This window comes from Mesorhizobium sp. B2-1-3A (assembly GCF_006442655.1).
Classification (GTDB): Bacteria; Pseudomonadota; Alphaproteobacteria; order Rhizobiales; family Rhizobiaceae; genus Mesorhizobium.
Map to the genome: position 1 here is coordinate 849,672 of NZ_VFWK01000002.1, position 16,505 is coordinate 866,176.

Consider the following 16,505-nt stretch of genomic DNA (forward strand, 5'->3'; position numbering starts at 1 on the left):
TTCCCATGACAGGTTTGGAACGTGGCCCGGTGGCCGCGGGGCGGCTCATTGCGCCCATGATCACGGCTGTTCTGCTTGCCGGATGTGTCGTCGGCCCGGACTATCGCACGCCGATCCTGCCGATGCCGGCGAACTGGAGCGGTGAGAAGCCGACGAAATCCGTCCAGCCGGCGCAGCTGTCGCAATGGTGGCAGCGCCTGCGCGATCCGCAGCTCAACACGCTGGTCGCGGAAGCGGTCGCCGGCAATCTCGATGTCGCCACCGCCAAGGCCAAGATCCGCGAGGCGCGCGCCAGCTATCGCCAGAGCGCGGGCACGCTGCTGCCGTCCGTGGACGGCTCCGGCTCGGTCACCCGCAACAAGTCGTCCGCGACCACGGCGGGGACCAATTCGATCTACAGCGAGTACCAGTCGGGCTTCGACGCCAGCTGGGAGCTCGACCTGTTCGGCGCCAACCGCAGGGGCGTCGAGGCCGCGCGCTACGGCGTGGACGCGGCGCAAGAGGAATTGCGCTCGACGCTGCTGACGCTGGTCGGCGATGTCGCGTCCTATTACACCCAGGCGCGCGGCTACCAGGCCCGCATCGCGCTCGCCCGGCGTTCGGCGGTGTCGCAGAGGCAGACCGCCGAACTCACCCGCACCATGGCGCTGGCGGGGTCGGCGACGGCCGCCGACGTCGCCAAGGCGATGGGGCAGGCGGCCAGCACCGAGGCCGAGGTGCCGACGCTGGAAGCAAGCTATGCCGAGGCGGTGCATCGCCTGTCGGTGCTCACCGGCCGGCCGCCGGCCGCGCTCAGCGAGCGGCTGAAGCGCGGCAAGCCGATCCCGTCGCCGCGCCTGCCGATGCCGACCGGCATTCCCGCCGACATCCTTTTGTCGCGCCCGGACGTGCGCATGGCCGAGCGGCAATACGCGCAATACACCGCCAAGGTGGGCCAGGCCGAGGCGGCGCGCTATCCCTCGGTCAGCCTGACGGGAAACATCAGCACGGCGGCCCTCAATCTCGGTGATCTCGGCAAGAATTCGTCGATCGGCTGGTCGTTCGGGCCTTCGCTCAGCGTGCCGCTGTTCAACGCCGGCCAGTTGCAGGCCGCGGCCGACGTCGCCCGCGCGCAGCGCGACCAGTATTTCATCGCCTATCGCGCCTCGGTGCTGACCGCGCTCGAGGATGTCGAGAACGCGCTGGTGCTGATGGCGCAGGAGCGCATCCGGATCGGCAAGCTTGCCTCGTCGGCGAAATCCTATGGTGAAGCGGCAAATCTCGAAGGCACGCTCTACAAGGCCGGTGAGACCAGCCTGCTCGATGTGCTCGACGCGCAGCGCTCGCTCTACACGGCGGAAGATTCCCTGCTGCAAAGCCGCGTGCTGCTGGCGACCAACTACATCGCCCTCAACAAGGCGCTCGGCGGCGGCTGGGACGGCGCGGTCGACAGCGCGAAGCCCGAGATCATCGACGTCAAGGCCGGGCCAAGGCTGGCGTCGACGATGACGGCGCAGTGAACAAGATGTGTAAACAAAACCGGGGCCATCCGTTTATAATCGCGTGGAGGCAATGCGATGTCCCGTACCTACGATCTTGCATCCGATGTGATCCGGCGTGTCTATGAAAGGCGGATAGAGGCGCCGGCGATCCTCGATACCGATACCGAATTTCCCAACGCGGCGAAATTCATCGACGCCTGGCGTGAAATCCGCGACGAAGCGTTGGGCGTACATCTGGGCAAGGTCCCGCGTTTTCACGACATCATGCCCGAGCAGGCTGATATCTCGGCCAATGACGGCCTCGACTGGCGCATGTTCGTGCTCAAGGCCTATGACATGGCGGTTCCGGAGAACCTTGCGCGCATGCCGGTTCTCAGCCGCTTGCTTGCCGAATGCGCGGAAGTCAAATCGGCGGCTATCTCGTTCCTCGCACCGCGCAAGCACATTCCCAGCCATCGCGGACCCTTTCGCGGCATCATGCGGTTCCACCTCGGCCTGGTCATCCCGCGGCAAGTCGATGGCCGCCCGGCGACCGTCATGATGATCGACCATCAGGAGAAACGGATCACCGACGGCGAAGGCATGCTGTGGGACGATACCTATCCGCACGAGGTGATGAACAATGCCGATGAAGTCCGCATAGCCCTGCTGCTCGATGTCTGGCGTCCGGACATGCCTTGGGACATGGAGGTCCTGTCCAGGCTGATCGTGCGCGGCGTGCAGGCGGGAATGCGCCGCAGAGGCGTGTCGTTCGGCGGCTGAACCGGCGGCGGCGACAGCGTCCGCACTGTCTTGCCCCATCAAGCGCCGCGCGCTGTCTCACGACAGGCGGGCCGGTTCGGCCTATCCCGATGCCGCCAGAGGGCTTGTGCCCGGCGGCGAGGAGGATAGTACCAAGTGACATCGATGCCGGTTGCCAGTCGCGAAGCGGCGCCCTTGCCCGTCGCGGCGCTGATGGGCGCGATGGTGTCGATCCAGATCGGCGCCACTTTCGCAAAAACCCTGTTTCCGGTGATCGGCGCGCAAGGCACGACGACGCTGCGGCTGGTCGTCGGCGCGCTGATGCTGATCGCGGTGTTGCGTCCCTGGCAGATGCGGCCGACACGCGCCACCTTGCCCTGGCTCGTCGCCTATGGAGTGACGCTCTGCGCGCTCAATCTCCTGTTTTACGCGGCTCTTGCCAGGATCCCGCTCGGCGTCGCCGTGGCGCTCGAATTTTCCGGGCCGCTGCTGGTCGCGACGCTGACGTCGCGGCGCGCCAGCGACTTTGCCTGGATCGCGCTGGCGGTGGCAGGCATCATCCTTTTGTCGCCCTTCACCCGCTCCCAGCAGCCGCTTGACCCGACCGGGGTAATGCTGGCGCTGGCGGCCGGCGGCTTCTGGGCGCTCTATATCGTGCTCGCCCAGAAGACGGGCGCCGAGCTTGGCACCCGAACCACCGCCTATGGCATGGCGATCGCCGCCGTGCTGGTGCTGCCCTTCGGCATCGCCGAGGCCGGAACGGGGCTGCTGGCGCCGTCGATCCTGGTCAGCGCCTTGCTCGTCGGCCTGTTTTCCAGCGCGCTGCCGTTCTTCCTGGAGATGGTGGCGCTGACCCGGATGCCGGCCCGCATCTACGGCACGCTGACCTGCCTGGAGCCGGGGCTCGGCGCGCTCGCCGGCTTCCTGTTCCTGCACGAAAGCCTGAGCCTGCCGCAACTGGCCGGCATCGCCGCCGTCATCGCGGCGGCCGCCGGCACGGCGCTGACCTCGAAGCCACCGGTGCCGTCGCCGGAGTAGGTGCGGCACCGCACCGTCCTCGCCGGTGCCTTCGGTGTCACAGCGGCCGCGTTCGCATCGATCGACTGCGGCTGAATGGTCACACCGATCGGGAAAGCGGCGTCCCGCTTTCCCGGACAATTCCGGTGCGACCCAGCCCAAGACGCAGCCGACGGACAATGCAACACCGGGGGCCTCGACCACAGCTGGATCGCCACGGAGTATTTTCGTGGCGAGGACCACAACATATTGGGGCGGCAGACAAACAATGAAAATCATTCTTCTCGCGACGGCCTTCACCCTGGCGCCTGTCGGCATGGCGTGCGCGGCCGACATCAATGAGGTCTCGCCCGTTGCCGGCTACGACTGGTCCGGCCTCTATGCCGGCGTCGACGCCGGCTACGTAGCCGGAAAATCCAATCTCTTCATCGCCGGCGGCGGCTTCGGCGGCGGATCCGACCTTAGCGTGCCGCTTGATCCCGACGGTTTTGTCGGCGGCATCCATATCGGCGCCAACTACCAGATGGCGAACAGCTTCGTGATCGGCGCCGAGGCCGACATCGCCTACAGCAATGCCGACGGACTGACACCTGTCGACACCGGCGGCGGTGGCGTCACCACATTGCTCAAGAGCGAACTCAAATGGCAGGGATCGGCGCGGCTGCGGGCGGGCTACGCGTTCGACCGGACCTTGCCCTACATCACCGCCGGCGTGGCCGCGGCCAAATATGAAGTGACCGCGGTCAGCGCCGGCCCCGGCGGTGAAATACCGTTCCACGACGAGAGCCATGTCGGCTGGACGGTTGGCGCCGGCATCGAGCATGCCTTCACCGACAGATGGATCGCGCGGGCCGAATACCGCTACTCCGATTTCGGCAACCAGGATCTGTCGATAGCAGCCGGCCTGCCTACCGAGACGAACGTCGACCTGCAGACGCACGATATCCGGGTCGGGCTCAGCTACAAGTTCTGATCCGCAGACCGAACAATATCCCGCGCCGACCTTTTCGGCGCGGGGACGCAATCCGTCGTCGCTTCGGCCTTCGCCGGTCGCCGACTTCGGCTCCTCTTGGACTCGCCAAAATACAACCCATATTGAGTCCATGGAGCTTTGAGCGTGACCTTCGCGCGGGTGGCCCTTCTTGCCGCGGCCTTCGTCGCCGTGGCTGTTTTTTCTCCCTTCTCTTCAGCCGGGAGCGAGAGGGTCGCGCTGAGCGTCGCCATCGACGGCGCCATCGGGCCGGCAAGCAGCAGGCAGCTCGAGGAAGCGCTCGATGCCGCCGCCAAGCGGGACGCGACGGTTCTTATCCTGCAGCTCGACACGCCGGGCGGGCTGGTCACCTCGATGCGCGAGATGATCGCCGATATCCTGGCTTCGCCGGTGCCCGTCATCGGCTATGTCGCGCCGGCCGGCGGCCATGCGGCGAGCGCCGGCACCTACATCCTCTACGCCACCCATGTCGCGGCGATGGCGCCGGGAACCAATCTCGGCGCCGCGACGCCGGTCGAGATCGGCGGGCTGCCGTCGCTTCCGGGCAGCGAGAAGGACGACCAGAAGGACAAGAGCGACCAGAAGAGCCAGGGCGGGCGGCCGGCGGGCGACGCGATGATGGCCAAGGTGACCAATGACGCGGTCGCCCTGATCCGGTCGCTTGCCGAATTGCGCGGGCGCAATGGCGACTGGGGCGAAAAGGCGGTGCGCGAGGCGGCGAGCCTGTCGGCCAATGCGGCGCTGCAGGAACATGTCATCGACTTCGTCGCCCGCGACACAACCGAGCTCCTGCAACTGGCCGACGGGCGCACCGTCGATGTCGCCGGCAAGAAGATGGTGCTGGCGACCAAGGGGCTGCCGGTCGAGACGCTGGAGCCCGGCTGGTTCATCAGGCTGCTCGGCGTCATCACCGATCCGAACGTCGCAGTGATACTAATGCTGGTCGGCGTCTATGGCATCGTCTTCGAGTTCACCAGTCCCGGGGCGGTCGCGCCCGGCGTCATCGGCACGCTCTGCCTCGTGCTCGGCCTCTATGCGCTCGACCTGCTGCCGATCAACTATACCGGCCTTGCCCTGATGCTTCTCGGCCTCGCCTTCCTCGTCATCGAGGCGTTCAATCCCACCGTCGTGCTCGGGCTCGGCGGCATGGCCGCCTTTCTGTTCGGCGCCGCCATGCTGCTGCGGGTAGAGGGGCCGGGCTTTGCCATGTCCTGGGCCGTCATCGGCCCCGCCGCGGCGCTGACGCTCGGGCTGGCGCTGCTGACCGGCACCTATGTCTGGGCGGCGCGCAAGAACCCGCCGCGCGTCGGCGGCGAGGCCATGCGCGGCCTACCGGTCGAGATCCTCGACTGGCAAGGCGCGGAGGGCCATGTCCTGGCCCTGGGCGAGCGCTGGCGGGCGAAGGCCGACGAGCCGATCGCGGCCGGCGACAGTGTCGAGATCACCGATATCAGCGACCTCGTGCTGACGGTGCGGCGGCGCGACGCGGCAAGGAATGGAGCACCACAATGATGATTGGTTATATCGTCTATCTGGTCGTCGCACTGGTCGTGATCATGTTCCTGTCCTCGGCCATCCGCATCCTCAGGGAATATCAGCGCGGCGTGGTCTTCACGCTCGGCCGCTTCACCGGGGTCAAGGGGCCGGGCCTCATCATCCTCGTTCCCTTCGTGCAGCAGATGGTGAAGGTCGACCTGCGGGTGGTGGTGCAGGATGTGCCGCCGCAGGACGTGATTTCGCGCGACAATGTCTCGGTCAAGGTCAACGCGGTGCTCTATTTCCGAATCGTCGATGCCGAACGGGCGGTCATCCAGGTCGCGGACTACATGGCCGCCACCAACCAGCTGGCGCAGACCACGCTGCGCTCGGTGCTCGGCAAGCATGAGCTGGACGAGATGCTGGCCGAGCGCGACAAGCTCAACAGCGATATCCAGGAGATCCTCGACCAGCGCACCGATGCGTGGGGCATCAAGGTGTCCAATGTCGAGATCAAGCATGTCGACCTCAACGAGAACATGATCCGCGCCATCGCCAAGCAGGCCGAGGCCGAGCGGCTGCGGCGCGCCAAGGTGATCAACGCCGAGGGCGAGCAGCAGGCGGCGGCGAAACTGGTCGAGGCGGGCCGCATGCTGGCGGCCGAGCCGCAGGCCATGCAGCTGCGCTATTTCGAGGCTTTGCACGACATCGCCGGCGAGCGCTCGTCGACGGTTGTGTTCCCGCTGCCGGTGGATCTGCTCAGCCAGTTCATGAAGGGGCAGGGGAAGTGAGGGATGTGCGCGTAATCTCCCCTCGAGGGAGAGATTGCGCGCTCAGATCAGCTTCTCCAGCGTAATCGGCAGGTCCCTGATCCTCTTTCCGGTCGCATGGAACACAGCGTTGGCGATCGCCGGCGCGACGCCGACGATGGCGAGCTCTCCGACGCCCTTGCCGCCGAGCACCGAGGAATGCAGGTCGGGGATGCCGACCGAGATCACCTCGATGTCGGGGATGTCGGCATTGGTCGGCACCAGATAGTCGGCGAGGTTGTTGTTGACGATGCGGCCATGGCGGCGGTCGACTATGCCTTCCTCGAGCAGGGCCTGGCCGATGCCCATGATGATGCCGCCCTTCCACTGGCTCTCGGCGAGCTTCGGGTTGTAGAGCCGGCCGGAATCGAGCGCCGACACCACGCGTGACACACGCACCGTGCCGAAATCCTCGTCGACGCGCACCTCGACGAAATGCGCGCACCAGGAGTGGCGGGAATAGTCGCCCTCGGTGTGCGGCAGCGCCATGGCGATGGTGGTGTAGTTCTTGTAGCGGTCCTCGGCGGTCGAGTTGGCCGGCATGGTGTCGCCGGCGGCCTCGATGCGGTCGCGGCCGACGCTCCTGAGCAGGTCGGCGATCGAGACATCGGGGCCGTCGCCGCGCGGCGAGCCGATGCGGCCATTGGCGACGACCAAGGTGTTCGCCTGCAGCGCGTGGAAGGGCGAGCGCGGGTCGCTGATCGCCAGGCCCACCAGCTGGTCGAGCGCCGAGGTGGCCGCCTTGTAGACGGCACCCGTCATCACGCCGGCAAGGCGCGAGCCGCCGGTGACGCCAGCACGGGGAAAGCGGGAGTCGCCGAGCTTCACCACCACGTCGTCGGCGCTCACGCCGACCGTTTCGGCGGCGGTCTGCGCCAGGATGGTGTAGGTGCCCTGGCCCATGTCGATCGAGGAGCTTTCGACCTCGACCGAACCGTCGGCCAGGATGCGCACGACCGCCTCGCCATAGGCGCGTCGCACCGGATAGGTGCCGGCGGCGACGCCCCAGCCGATCAAATGGTTGCCGTCGCGCATCGAGCGCGGCGCCGGCGTGCGCCTGGCCCAGCCGAAGCGCTCGGCACCCGCTGCAAAAGCCTCTCGCAACTGCCTGGTCGACCAGGCTTTTCTGGCGTGCGGGTCCTGTTCGGCATAGTTGCGCAGCCGGATCTCCAGCGGATCGATGCCGACCTCGTAGGCGAGCTCGTCGATGGCGCTCTCGATGCCGAAGGCTGAGGGGTTTTCGCCCGGCGCGCGCATGGCGCCCGGCACCACGGAATTCACCCGCACGACGTTCTGCTTCGAGGAGAAATTCGGCGTCGCGTACATGATCGAGGTGACCGATCCCAGCGGCTCGACCCACATGCCGTCGATGGATGTTTCATTGACGCCGCGATGCACGATCGACTGGATCACGCCGTCATGGTCGGCGCCGATCGTCACCGTCTGCCGGGTCGCGGCGCGGCCGCCATAGCCGGTGAAAGTCTGCGGCCGTGTCATCACCAGCTTCACCGGCCGGCCCAGCATATTGGCGGCACTGGCGGCAATCGCGCCGTGGCTGAGCGCCAGTGCCTTGGAGCCGAAGCCGCCGCCGATATAGGGCGAGACCAGCCGCACATTCTCGAACGGCACTTCGAACCATTCGGCATAGGTGCGGGCCATGCCGTCCAGCCATTGGCTGGGCTCCCACACGGTCAGACGATCGCCTTCCCAGCGCGCGATCAGGCCATGCGGCTCCATCGGCGCCTGGTATTCGCGCGGCGTGTTGTAGGCGGCGCAGATCCGCACCGGCGCCGAGGCGAAGGCGGTGGCCGCGTCACCCCATTCCTTGGTCATGGCGTCGATCGGGATGCCGTCGCCGGCCTTGCCGTCGCTGAGGTCGACGATGGAAGGCGTCTCGTCATAGCTGACCTTGACCAGCGCCGCCGCGGCGACCGCCTGCTCGAAGGTCTCCGCCACGACGGCGGCGACATGCTGGCCTGAAAAGGTGATGTCGCGCGCCAGCGGGCAGTAAGGCTTGTCCGGCGGCGGCGTGCCGAACCAGTCCGACGCGGTTCTCAGGCTGATGATGGTGTCCGGTGTCAGCACCTTGAGCACGCCCGGCGCTGCCTCTGCCCGCGCGGTGTCGATCGCGCGCACCTTGCCGGAGGCAATCGTGCTTTCGACCAGCACGGCATGGGCGAGGCCTTCGAGCTGCTGCTCGACGGCATATTTGGCGGCACCGGTGATCTTGGCCGGGCCGTCGACGCGCGACAGCCGGCCGCCTACGGCTTCCGCCAGCGTGCCATCCGAGGCGTCGCCATGTCTTGTGTGAACAGTCATGCCGTCTCTCCCAATTTGAGGATGGCCCGCGCGACAACGCGCGGTGCGAGTTCGATCTTGTAGTGGTTGGCGCCATGGTCGACAGCGCCCTCGACGGCAAGCAGGCTGGCCGCGCGGACAGCGTCCGGTTCCAGCACCTTGCCTATCAAGGCGGCCTCCACGGCCCGCGCCCGCCACGGTTTGGTGGCGACGCCGCCGACCGCCACGCGCAGGTCGCGGATGGTGCGGCCATCGGGTTCCAGCTCGAGCCCTACGGCAGCACTGGCCGCCGCGAATTCGTAGGATTGCCGGTCCCGGATCTTGAGGTAGGTCGAACGGCGGGCAGCAGCGGATGAGGGGATCTCGATGGCGGTGATCATCTCGCCCGGCTCGATCGCGTGTTCCTTCTCCGGCGTGGTGCCGGGCAGCAGGAAGAAGTCGTCGACCAGAAGCCTGCGCTCGCCCAGATGAACGATCGGGTCGAAGGCGACCAGTGCGGTGGCGAGGTCGCCGGGGTACATGGCGATGCAGGCCTCGCTGGTGCCGAGCACGGCGTGGCCCCTGGTGACGCCGCCGATCGCCGAACAGCCGCTGCCTGGTTCGCGCTTGTTGCAGGCGGAAAAGTTCGAGGGATCGCGGAAATAGGGGCAGCGCGTGCGCTGCATCAGATTGCCGCCGATGGTCGCCATGTTGCGGATCTGCGCCGAGGCCGCCTGCCACAACGCTTCGGAGATGGCGGGGAAGTGGCTCTTGATGTCGGCATGGTCGGCGACATGGCCCATTCTGGCGAGCGCGCCGATGATGGCGCGGTGTTCGCCCACTTCGATCCGGTCGAGGCCCTTGAGGTGGGTGATGTCGACCAGCGTGTCGGGTTCGGCGACGCCGCATTTGGCGAGGTCGATCAGCGTCGTGCCGCCGGCAAGCAGCATGGCGCCGGGCAGGGCAGCGGCCTGTCGCGCGACATCAACCGAAGTGGCGCGCAGATACGAAAAATCCCTCATGATGCGACCTCCAGGGCTGCCTGGCGCACGGCGGCGACGATGTGCGGATAGGCGCCGCAACGGCAGAGATTGCCGGCCATGTATTCGCGGATCTCCTCATCCGAGCCGGCGTGGCCCTCGCGGATGCAGGCGACCGCCGACATGATCTGGCCCGGCGTGCAATAGCCGCACTGGAAGGCGTCCTGCTCGAGGAAGGCAGCCTGCACGGGATGCAGTTCGCCCTCCCGTGCAAGCCCCTCTATGGTGGTGATGGCGCGGCCCTCGGCCTGCGCCGCCAGCGTCAGACAAGCCAGCACGCGCTCGCCGTCGACATGCACGGTGCAGGCGCCGCACTGGCCGTGGTCGCAGCCCTTCTTGGTGCCGGTCAGGCCGAGCCGTTCGCGCAAGGCATCGAGCAGCGTCACGCGCGGCTCCAGCTGCAATTCGTGATGATGGCCGTTGATATCGAGATGGACGGGGATTTTCGTCATGGGCGTCGGGCTCCAGTTGCTTGACGCGAGGTCGGTTGATCATGTTGCGCGGGCGGGGCAGCCGGCGGGTCTAGCTCGAGCGGTCCGGCCCTTGGCTGTCGCTTCGAGCGTTCGTTGTTCGGGAAGCCAGGCAATTGGCTTCCCGTCCATTCTGCGGACCACTCCTCACCCCAGCAGGTCCTCGATGCGGATCGGAAAGCGGCGAGGCCGCACGCCTGTTGCATGCCAGACCGCGTTGGCAACCGCGCCGGCGGTGCCGGTGATGCCGATTTCGCCGACGCCCTTGATGCCGAGCGCGTTGACGTAGGGGTCGTCCTCATGGACCAGGATCGCCTCGACCGACGGCACGTCGGCATTCACCGGGACATGGTATTCGGCGAGGCTGGCGTTCTGGATCCGGCCTGAGCGCCTGTCGGTGCTGGCTTCTTCATGCAGCGCGAAGGAGACGCCCCAGATCATGCCGCCATAGTACTGGCTGCGCACCAGCCTGGGTTTGATGACCCGTCCGGCGGCGAAAGCGCCGACCAGCCTGGTGACGCGGATTTGCCCGAAATCCGGATCGACCTTGACCTCGGCGAACACGGCACCGTGGGCATGCTTGGCATAGGTCTCCTGGGACGCCGGGTCCGGGGCGGCCTTGCCACGGCCTTCGATCTCCGTGAGGCCTGCGCGCGTGAGGATCTCGGCATAGCTTTCACCGCGGCTTTCATCGTCGCGCCGGTACAGCCGGCCGCCGCGCGCCAGCACGCCTTCATTGCCGGCGCCGAACAATGGCGAGGCCTCGTTGCCGGTGGCGAGATTGGCGAGCCTGGCGATGACGGCGGCGCCGGCATTGTGGATCGCCATGCCGGCCGTTGCCGTGTGGCCGGAGCCGCCGGCAATGCCCGCATTGGGCAAGTCGGAGCTGCCGGCCCTGAAATCGACCTGGCCGATGTCGAGCCCGAGCCCGTCGGCGGCGATCTGGGCGAAGGCGGTCCAGGCGCCTTGCCCCATGTCCTGTGCGCCGGTCTCCATCAGGCCGCTGCCATCGGCCCTCAGCACCGCACGCGCCTCGGCCTGGAACATCAGGGCCGGGAACGTCGCCGTACCCATGCCCCAGCCGGTGAGGAAACCGTCGGCGTCGCGCATCTGCCGCGGCCGAAGCGGGCGGCTCGCCCAACCGAACGCCCCGGCCGCCTGTGCGTAGCATTCGCGCAGGGCCTTTGAAGAGAACGGCTTGCCGGTCATCGGCTCGACTTCGGCATAGTTCCGCAGCCGGAATTCCAGCGGGTCGATGCCGCAGGCATGAGCCGCCTCGTCGATGGCGCTCTCCAGGGCTATCGAGCCGGTGGCTTCACCGGGTGCGCGCATGAAAAGCGGCGTACCGGTGTCGAGCCGCACCGCCTCGTGCGAGGTGGCGATCGCCGGGCTGGCATAGAGTGTGTGCGAGGCATCCGCCGCCGGCTCGAAGAAATCGTCGAATGTGCTCGACGCGGTCTTGGCATGATGGTCGATCGCCGTCAGCCGGCCCTCGCCATCCATGCCCATGCGCAAGGTCTGGCGCGTCGGAGCACGATGGCCGACCGGCCCGTACATCTGCTCGCGCCGCAGCACCAGCTTGACCGGACGGCCGACGAGACGCGCCGCCAGGATGCCCAGCACCTGCGGCCCCGAAATCATGCCTTTCGAACCGAAGCCGCCGCCGAGGAAGGGGCTGCGGATGTGGATGTCCTGCGGTGCGATGCCGAACAGGCCGGCGATACGGCCCTGCGCCATGGCAAGACCCTGGCTCGGCGTGTCGATCGACAGCCTGCCGCCATCCCAGGCGGCGACGATCGCATGCGGTTCCATGGCGTTGTGGTACTGGGCCGGCGTCTCGTAGGTGGCTTCGATCCGCGTCTTCGCCGATTCGAGGCCGGCCTCGACATCGCCCTTGTGCTGCACGGCCGGATTGCCGACGCCGACACCACGCGGCACGAAGCTTTCGGCGCCTTCGAGACCGACGCGCGCCGGCAGCGCCTCATAGCGCGGCGAGAGCAGCGCCGCCCCTTCGGTCGCCGCCTCCAGCGTTTCGGCGATCACCACGGCGATGGTCTGGTTCGGGTAGCGGACCTGATCGTTCTGCAACAGGTCGAGCCGGAACATGAAGGGATTGTCCTTGGCATCCGGATCGATGGCGAGCGCCGGCCGGTTGTCGGGCGTCATCACCTCGACCACGCCCTTGTGCGCCTTGGCCGCTTCGATATCCAGCGCGGCGACGCGACCGCGCGCGATGCTGGAGACGGCGAGCACGGCATAGAGCATGCCGGGCGGATGGTTATCGGCCGCGTAGCGCGCGGCTCCGGTGACTTTCAGAAAGCCGTCGCGGCGGGTCAGCGGCTGGCCGATGCTGGAGCCTTGCCGCGCATGGGCGGGTTGCTGGTTGAGGCTGAGTTCAAGCGTCATGGCGCACTCCGGGAATGGAGGAAAAGGGAGAAGCCGGAAGGGCCGGTATCCGCTCGGGCGTCCCCGCCATGGCCGATATCAGCGCCCTGACCACGATGCGGCGGGCAAGCTCGATCTTGAACGCATTGTCGCCGGAGGGGCTGGCATCGGCCAGGGCCGCGTCCGCCGCGCTGGCGAAGGTCGCCTCGTTGGCATCCGCGCCAAGCAGGACGGCTTCCGCCGAGCGCGCCCGCCACGGTTTGGCCGCGACGCCGCCCAGTGCCAGCCTCGCGGCGCGGATCTTGCCGCTGTCGACGACAAGTGCCGCGGCGGCCGAGACGACGGCGAAGGCGTAGGAGGTGCGTTCGCGCACTTTCAGGTAGCGGGCGTTGGCAGCGAAGGAGGCTGCCTCGGCCGGCAGGCGCACCGCCACGATCAGGTCGCCGGGCTCCAGCACATTCTCCCGCTGCGGCGTATCGCCGGGAAGCCGGTGGAATTCCTCCAGCGTCACGTGGCGCCGGCCCTGCTTGCCTTCGATCTCGACCACGGCGTCGAGCGCCACCAGCGGCACGCAGAAGTCCGACGGATGGGTGGCGATGCAGGCATCGCTCCAGCCGAGCACGGCGTGCAGGCGGTTCTCGCCTCCAATCGCGTCGCAGCCGGTGCCGGGCTCGCGCCTGTTGCAGGCGCTGGCGGTGTCGTAAAAATAGCTGCAGCGCGTGCGCTGCAGGAGATTGCCGCCGACGGTGGCGGCGTTGCGAAGCTGCGCGGAGGCGCCCGACAACAGCGCCTCGGCCACCGCCGGATAGGCCTTGGCGAATGCCGTGTCGTGGGCGAGATCGGCGTTGCGGACCAGCGCGCCGATGCGCAGGCTGCCATCGTCCAGCCGTTCGATGCGGTTGAGCTCCGGCAGCCGCGAGATGTCGACGATGCGCTCGGGGCTGGTGATGCCGCCCTTCATCAGGTCGAGCAGATTGGTGCCGCCGGCGAGATAGGCCGAACCCGGCTGCGCGGCGGCCGCGATGGCGTCCGGGATCGTGGCCGGCCTGACGTAATCGAAGTCCCTCATGCCGCGGTCCTCCGGTCGGCTTTGGCAAGTTGCTCCTGAGCTTCCAGGACGGCCTCGACGATGCCGCCATAGGCCGCGCAGCGGCATATGTTGCCGCTCAGGCCCTCGCGGATGCGTTCGGGATCGTCGCCGGCCTGTCCTTCGGCGATCAGGCCGAGCGTGCTCATGATCTGGCCCGGTGTGCAGAAACCGCACTGGAAACCGTCATGGGCGATGAAGGCGGCCTGCACCGGATGCAGGTCCTCGCCACGGGCGACGCCTTCAATGGTCAAGACGTTGGCGCCGTCATGGCTGACCGCCAGCGCCAGGCAGGAGTTGATGCGATTGCCGTCGACCAGCACCGTGCAGGCACCGCACTGGCCGCGATCGCAGCCCTTCTTGGTACCGGTGAGGTCAAGCCGCTCGCGAAGGAGATCGAGCAGGGTTACGCGTGGATCGACTTCCAGTTCGTGTCGGTGTCCGTTGATGGTAAGCGTGATGGGAAGACTGGTCATGGGCGTCTGGCTCCAGTTTGCTTGACGCGGATCGGGAGTGAACTGGTGCCTTGCCGGAGAACGGCAAGGTAACCTTTTGGTCAGGTGTTGGCGGAAGTGACAGCGGATCTCCCGGGAGATGGGCGGGCAGGGGAGATGTCAGCTTGCAGGTTCGAAAGGCGTGACATAAGCGTTCCCCTTCTTATATGATGAAAGCACTCCACTAAAACGGAGGCGCCTCCGTTTATTACGTGGGGGCTGGCCCGGCCGGGTTCAAGCCCCCATATTTCGACCGTGGAGAAAAAATTGGCCGTTGAGCCGTCCGTCATCGCTGAAACGAACACCGCCGCGGAGACCAAGCCGCTGCGCGCGGACGCGCAACGCAACCGCGACCGGCTGGTCGAAGTGGCCGCATCGGTCTTTGCCGAACGCGGCATCGATGCCTCGCTGGAGGATATTGCGCGCCGCGCCGGTGTCGGCATCGGCACGCTCTACCGGCATTTTCCGACCCGCGAGCATCTGGTCGAGGTGGTCTATCGCCGCGAGGTGGAGGCACTGTGCGCGGCGGCCGGCGAGCTCACGGCAAAGCATCCGTCCGATATCGCGCTGGAAGAATGGATGCGGCGCTTCGTCGACTACATCGCCACCAAGCGCGGCCTGGCAACCAGCCTGCGCATCCTGCTCACCACCAACTCGACGCTGTTTTCCGACACGTCGGGCAGGGTCTCCCAGGCCTTGCGGCTTTTGGTCGAGACAGCGGTGGCCGACGGCACGATCCGGGGCGACGTCGATGCCTCCGACGTGCTGCATGCGCTGTCCGGCATCTACTCCGCACCCGATACGCCGGAGTGGCGTGACCGCTCGCGCCGGCTGGTCAAGCTGTTGATGGACGGCTTGCGGTTCGGGGCAAACAGCGCGCGTTGAGGGCCTGGATACCGGCCGCGTGACAACCATGCCTGTCCACGATCTTTGAGGGGGATCCGATGTATGTAGGCCGTTCCTACAAGCTGATCGACTTCGCGCTCTGGTCGCGGCGCAGCGTCATCTACATGGTGGTGGTGAGCGGACTGGCGGTCGCGGCCTATCGTCTTCCGGGCCTTGCTGGGTTCTCTGTGCCGTGGTCGGTGGTGCTGGTGCTCGGCACCACCGTGTCGCTCGTTGCCGGCTTCAAGAATTCGCAGGTGCTCACCCGCAGCGGTGAGGCGCTGCAGGCGTTCACGCAAATCACCGCCAGCAGCCGGGTGTGGTCCAATTTCTGCCGGGACTTCCTCGATGCGCCGACGGCCAGGCAACTGATCTACCGCCATATCGCCTGGATGACGGCACTGCGCTTTTCGCTGCGGCGGCCGATGCCCTGGGAATCCATGGGGAAGGCCGCCAATATCGAATACCGGCGGCGCTACCGCATCCAGGAGGATACCGGCTCGCTCGCCGGCGACTTGCAGCCGTTGCTGGCCGAACAGGCCGGCAAGGTGCTGGAATCGCCGCAGCCGGCGATCGCCCTGCTCGAAATGCAATCGGTCCAGGTCAATGCACTGCTCAAGGACGCCAAGATCCCCCCGCAGATCTATGGCGAACTGACGAAGCTGATCCGCGATTTCCACGATCAGCAGGCGCGCTGCGACCGCATCAAGAACAATCCCTATCCGCGCCAGTACGCCATCGTCAGTTCCATGTTCGTCATGATCTTCTGCACGCTGTTGCCGTTCGGCGTCGTTCCAGTCTTTGCCGACATGGGCAAACTTGGCGGCGTGCTCGGCACGATCGGCATCTGGCTGACGATCCCGTTCAGCACGCTGCTGGGCTGGGCCTACATGTCTCTCGACCAGGTCGGCGAGAGCAGCGCCAACCCGTTCGAGGGCAACGCCAACGACGTTCCGATCTCGCAGATATGCCGCGACATCGAGATCGAGTTGCGCGCCGGGCTCGGCGAGACTGACCTCCCCAAGCCATTGCTGCCGGTCAACGATATAGCGACCTGAAGGGCCGGACCTGGCGCGGCTACGCTTTCGCCTCGACCAGGATCACCAGGGACTCCGGCACCACGCCATCGTGTGCCATGGCATCGGCGGCCGCCTTGCTCTGCATCAACGCGGCCATCTTATCCATATCCGGCACGTCCATCATCAAAGCCACCCGTTTCGGGTTCTGGGGATCGACGAAGGTGCGGATGTTGGTGATCCCCAGCGAGCCGAAAAGCTCCTTGCGCTTGGGTGAACTGAGCCAGTGCTTGCTGTCTTTCGTGATGTCGTGATGGCCGATTACGGTTGGCATGG

Annotated in this window: 15 protein-coding genes; 8 read left to right on the top strand and 7 right to left on the bottom strand. The window is 66.8% G+C overall.

Features of this window, described 5'->3' with window-relative positions; genetic code table 11:
- The first annotated feature begins 5 nt into the window (after positions 1-5).
- From FJ977_RS10675 to FJ977_RS10700, 6 genes are all read left to right on the top strand, one after another.
- The gene (locus FJ977_RS10675; RefSeq protein ID WP_140771110.1) at positions 6-1,499 is read left to right on the top strand and encodes an efflux transporter outer membrane subunit; all 1,494 of its coding nucleotides are present in this window, start codon (positions 6-8) and stop codon (positions 1,497-1,499) included.
- A 57-nt stretch (positions 1,500-1,556) separates the two neighbouring features.
- Positions 1,557-2,243, top strand: a complete 687-nt coding sequence (locus tag FJ977_RS10680) for an aspartyl/asparaginyl beta-hydroxylase domain-containing protein (protein WP_140771112.1) — start codon at positions 1,557-1,559, stop codon at positions 2,241-2,243.
- A gap of 135 nt (positions 2,244-2,378) precedes the next feature.
- Positions 2,379-3,260 (top strand): DMT family transporter, encoded by an 882-nt coding sequence (locus tag FJ977_RS10685; protein WP_140771114.1) that lies wholly within the window; start codon positions 2,379-2,381, stop codon positions 3,258-3,260.
- Positions 3,261-3,507: 247 nt separating this feature from the next.
- Positions 3,508-4,212, top strand: a complete 705-nt coding sequence (locus FJ977_RS10690; protein WP_140771116.1) for an outer membrane protein — start codon at positions 3,508-3,510, stop codon at positions 4,210-4,212.
- Between the two features lie 144 nt (positions 4,213-4,356).
- On the top strand, positions 4,357-5,742 hold the full coding sequence (locus FJ977_RS10695) for a nodulation protein NfeD (protein WP_140771117.1): 1,386 nt from the start codon (positions 4,357-4,359) through the stop codon (positions 5,740-5,742).
- A complete protein-coding gene (locus FJ977_RS10700; protein ID WP_140771119.1) occupies positions 5,739-6,497 on the top strand; it encodes a slipin family protein in 759 nt (252 codons plus the stop codon). Before FJ977_RS10695 ends, FJ977_RS10700 begins: the two co-directional genes overlap by 4 nt.
- 42 nt (positions 6,498-6,539) lie before the next feature.
- On the opposite strand, the gene FJ977_RS10705 is transcribed toward FJ977_RS10700, so the two are convergent.
- The 6 genes from FJ977_RS10705 to FJ977_RS10730 all read right to left on the bottom strand — a co-directional run bounded on the left by FJ977_RS10705 (position 6,540) and on the right by FJ977_RS10730 (position 14,250).
- Complete coding sequence (locus tag FJ977_RS10705; RefSeq protein ID WP_140771121.1) at positions 6,540-8,834, bottom strand: xanthine dehydrogenase family protein molybdopterin-binding subunit; 2,295 nt, start codon at positions 8,832-8,834, stop codon at positions 6,540-6,542.
- Positions 8,831-9,814, bottom strand: a complete 984-nt coding sequence (locus FJ977_RS10710; RefSeq protein WP_140771122.1) for a xanthine dehydrogenase family protein subunit M — start codon at positions 9,812-9,814, stop codon at positions 8,831-8,833. The genes FJ977_RS10705 and FJ977_RS10710 overlap by 4 nt, the downstream gene beginning before the upstream one ends.
- Positions 9,811-10,284 carry a (2Fe-2S)-binding protein gene (locus FJ977_RS10715; RefSeq protein ID WP_140771124.1) on the bottom strand — a complete coding sequence of 158 codons (474 nt, stop codon included), beginning with the start codon at positions 10,282-10,284 and terminating at the stop codon, positions 9,811-9,813. Before FJ977_RS10715 ends, FJ977_RS10710 begins: the two co-directional genes overlap by 4 nt.
- A gap of 165 nt (positions 10,285-10,449) precedes the next feature.
- A complete protein-coding gene (locus tag FJ977_RS10720; RefSeq protein ID WP_140771126.1) occupies positions 10,450-12,708 on the bottom strand; it encodes a xanthine dehydrogenase family protein molybdopterin-binding subunit in 2,259 nt (752 codons plus the stop codon).
- Entirely contained in the window at positions 12,698-13,756 is a 1,059-nt protein-coding gene (locus FJ977_RS10725; protein WP_140771128.1) for a xanthine dehydrogenase family protein subunit M, read from the bottom strand. The genes FJ977_RS10720 and FJ977_RS10725 overlap by 11 nt, the downstream gene beginning before the upstream one ends.
- Positions 13,753-14,250 (bottom strand): (2Fe-2S)-binding protein, encoded by a 498-nt coding sequence (locus FJ977_RS10730; protein ID WP_140771130.1) that lies wholly within the window; start codon positions 14,248-14,250, stop codon positions 13,753-13,755. Before FJ977_RS10730 ends, FJ977_RS10725 begins: the two co-directional genes overlap by 4 nt.
- A 285-nt stretch (positions 14,251-14,535) precedes the next feature.
- On the opposite strand from FJ977_RS10730, the gene FJ977_RS10735 reads away from it, so the two are divergent.
- Positions 14,536-15,153 (top strand): TetR/AcrR family transcriptional regulator, encoded by a 618-nt coding sequence (locus FJ977_RS10735; protein ID WP_140771132.1) that lies wholly within the window; start codon positions 14,536-14,538, stop codon positions 15,151-15,153.
- 59 nt (positions 15,154-15,212) lie between these two features.
- On the top strand, positions 15,213-16,211 hold the full coding sequence (locus tag FJ977_RS10740) for a bestrophin family ion channel (protein WP_140771134.1): 999 nt from the start codon (positions 15,213-15,215) through the stop codon (positions 16,209-16,211).
- A 19-nt stretch (positions 16,212-16,230) separates the two neighbouring features.
- Here the strand turns inward: FJ977_RS10740 and FJ977_RS10745 are convergent, their stop codons facing one another.
- The gene (locus FJ977_RS10745) at positions 16,231-16,503 is read right to left on the bottom strand and encodes a hypothetical protein (protein WP_140771136.1); all 273 of its coding nucleotides are present in this window, start codon (positions 16,501-16,503) and stop codon (positions 16,231-16,233) included.
- Positions 16,504-16,505 lie beyond the last annotated feature (2 nt).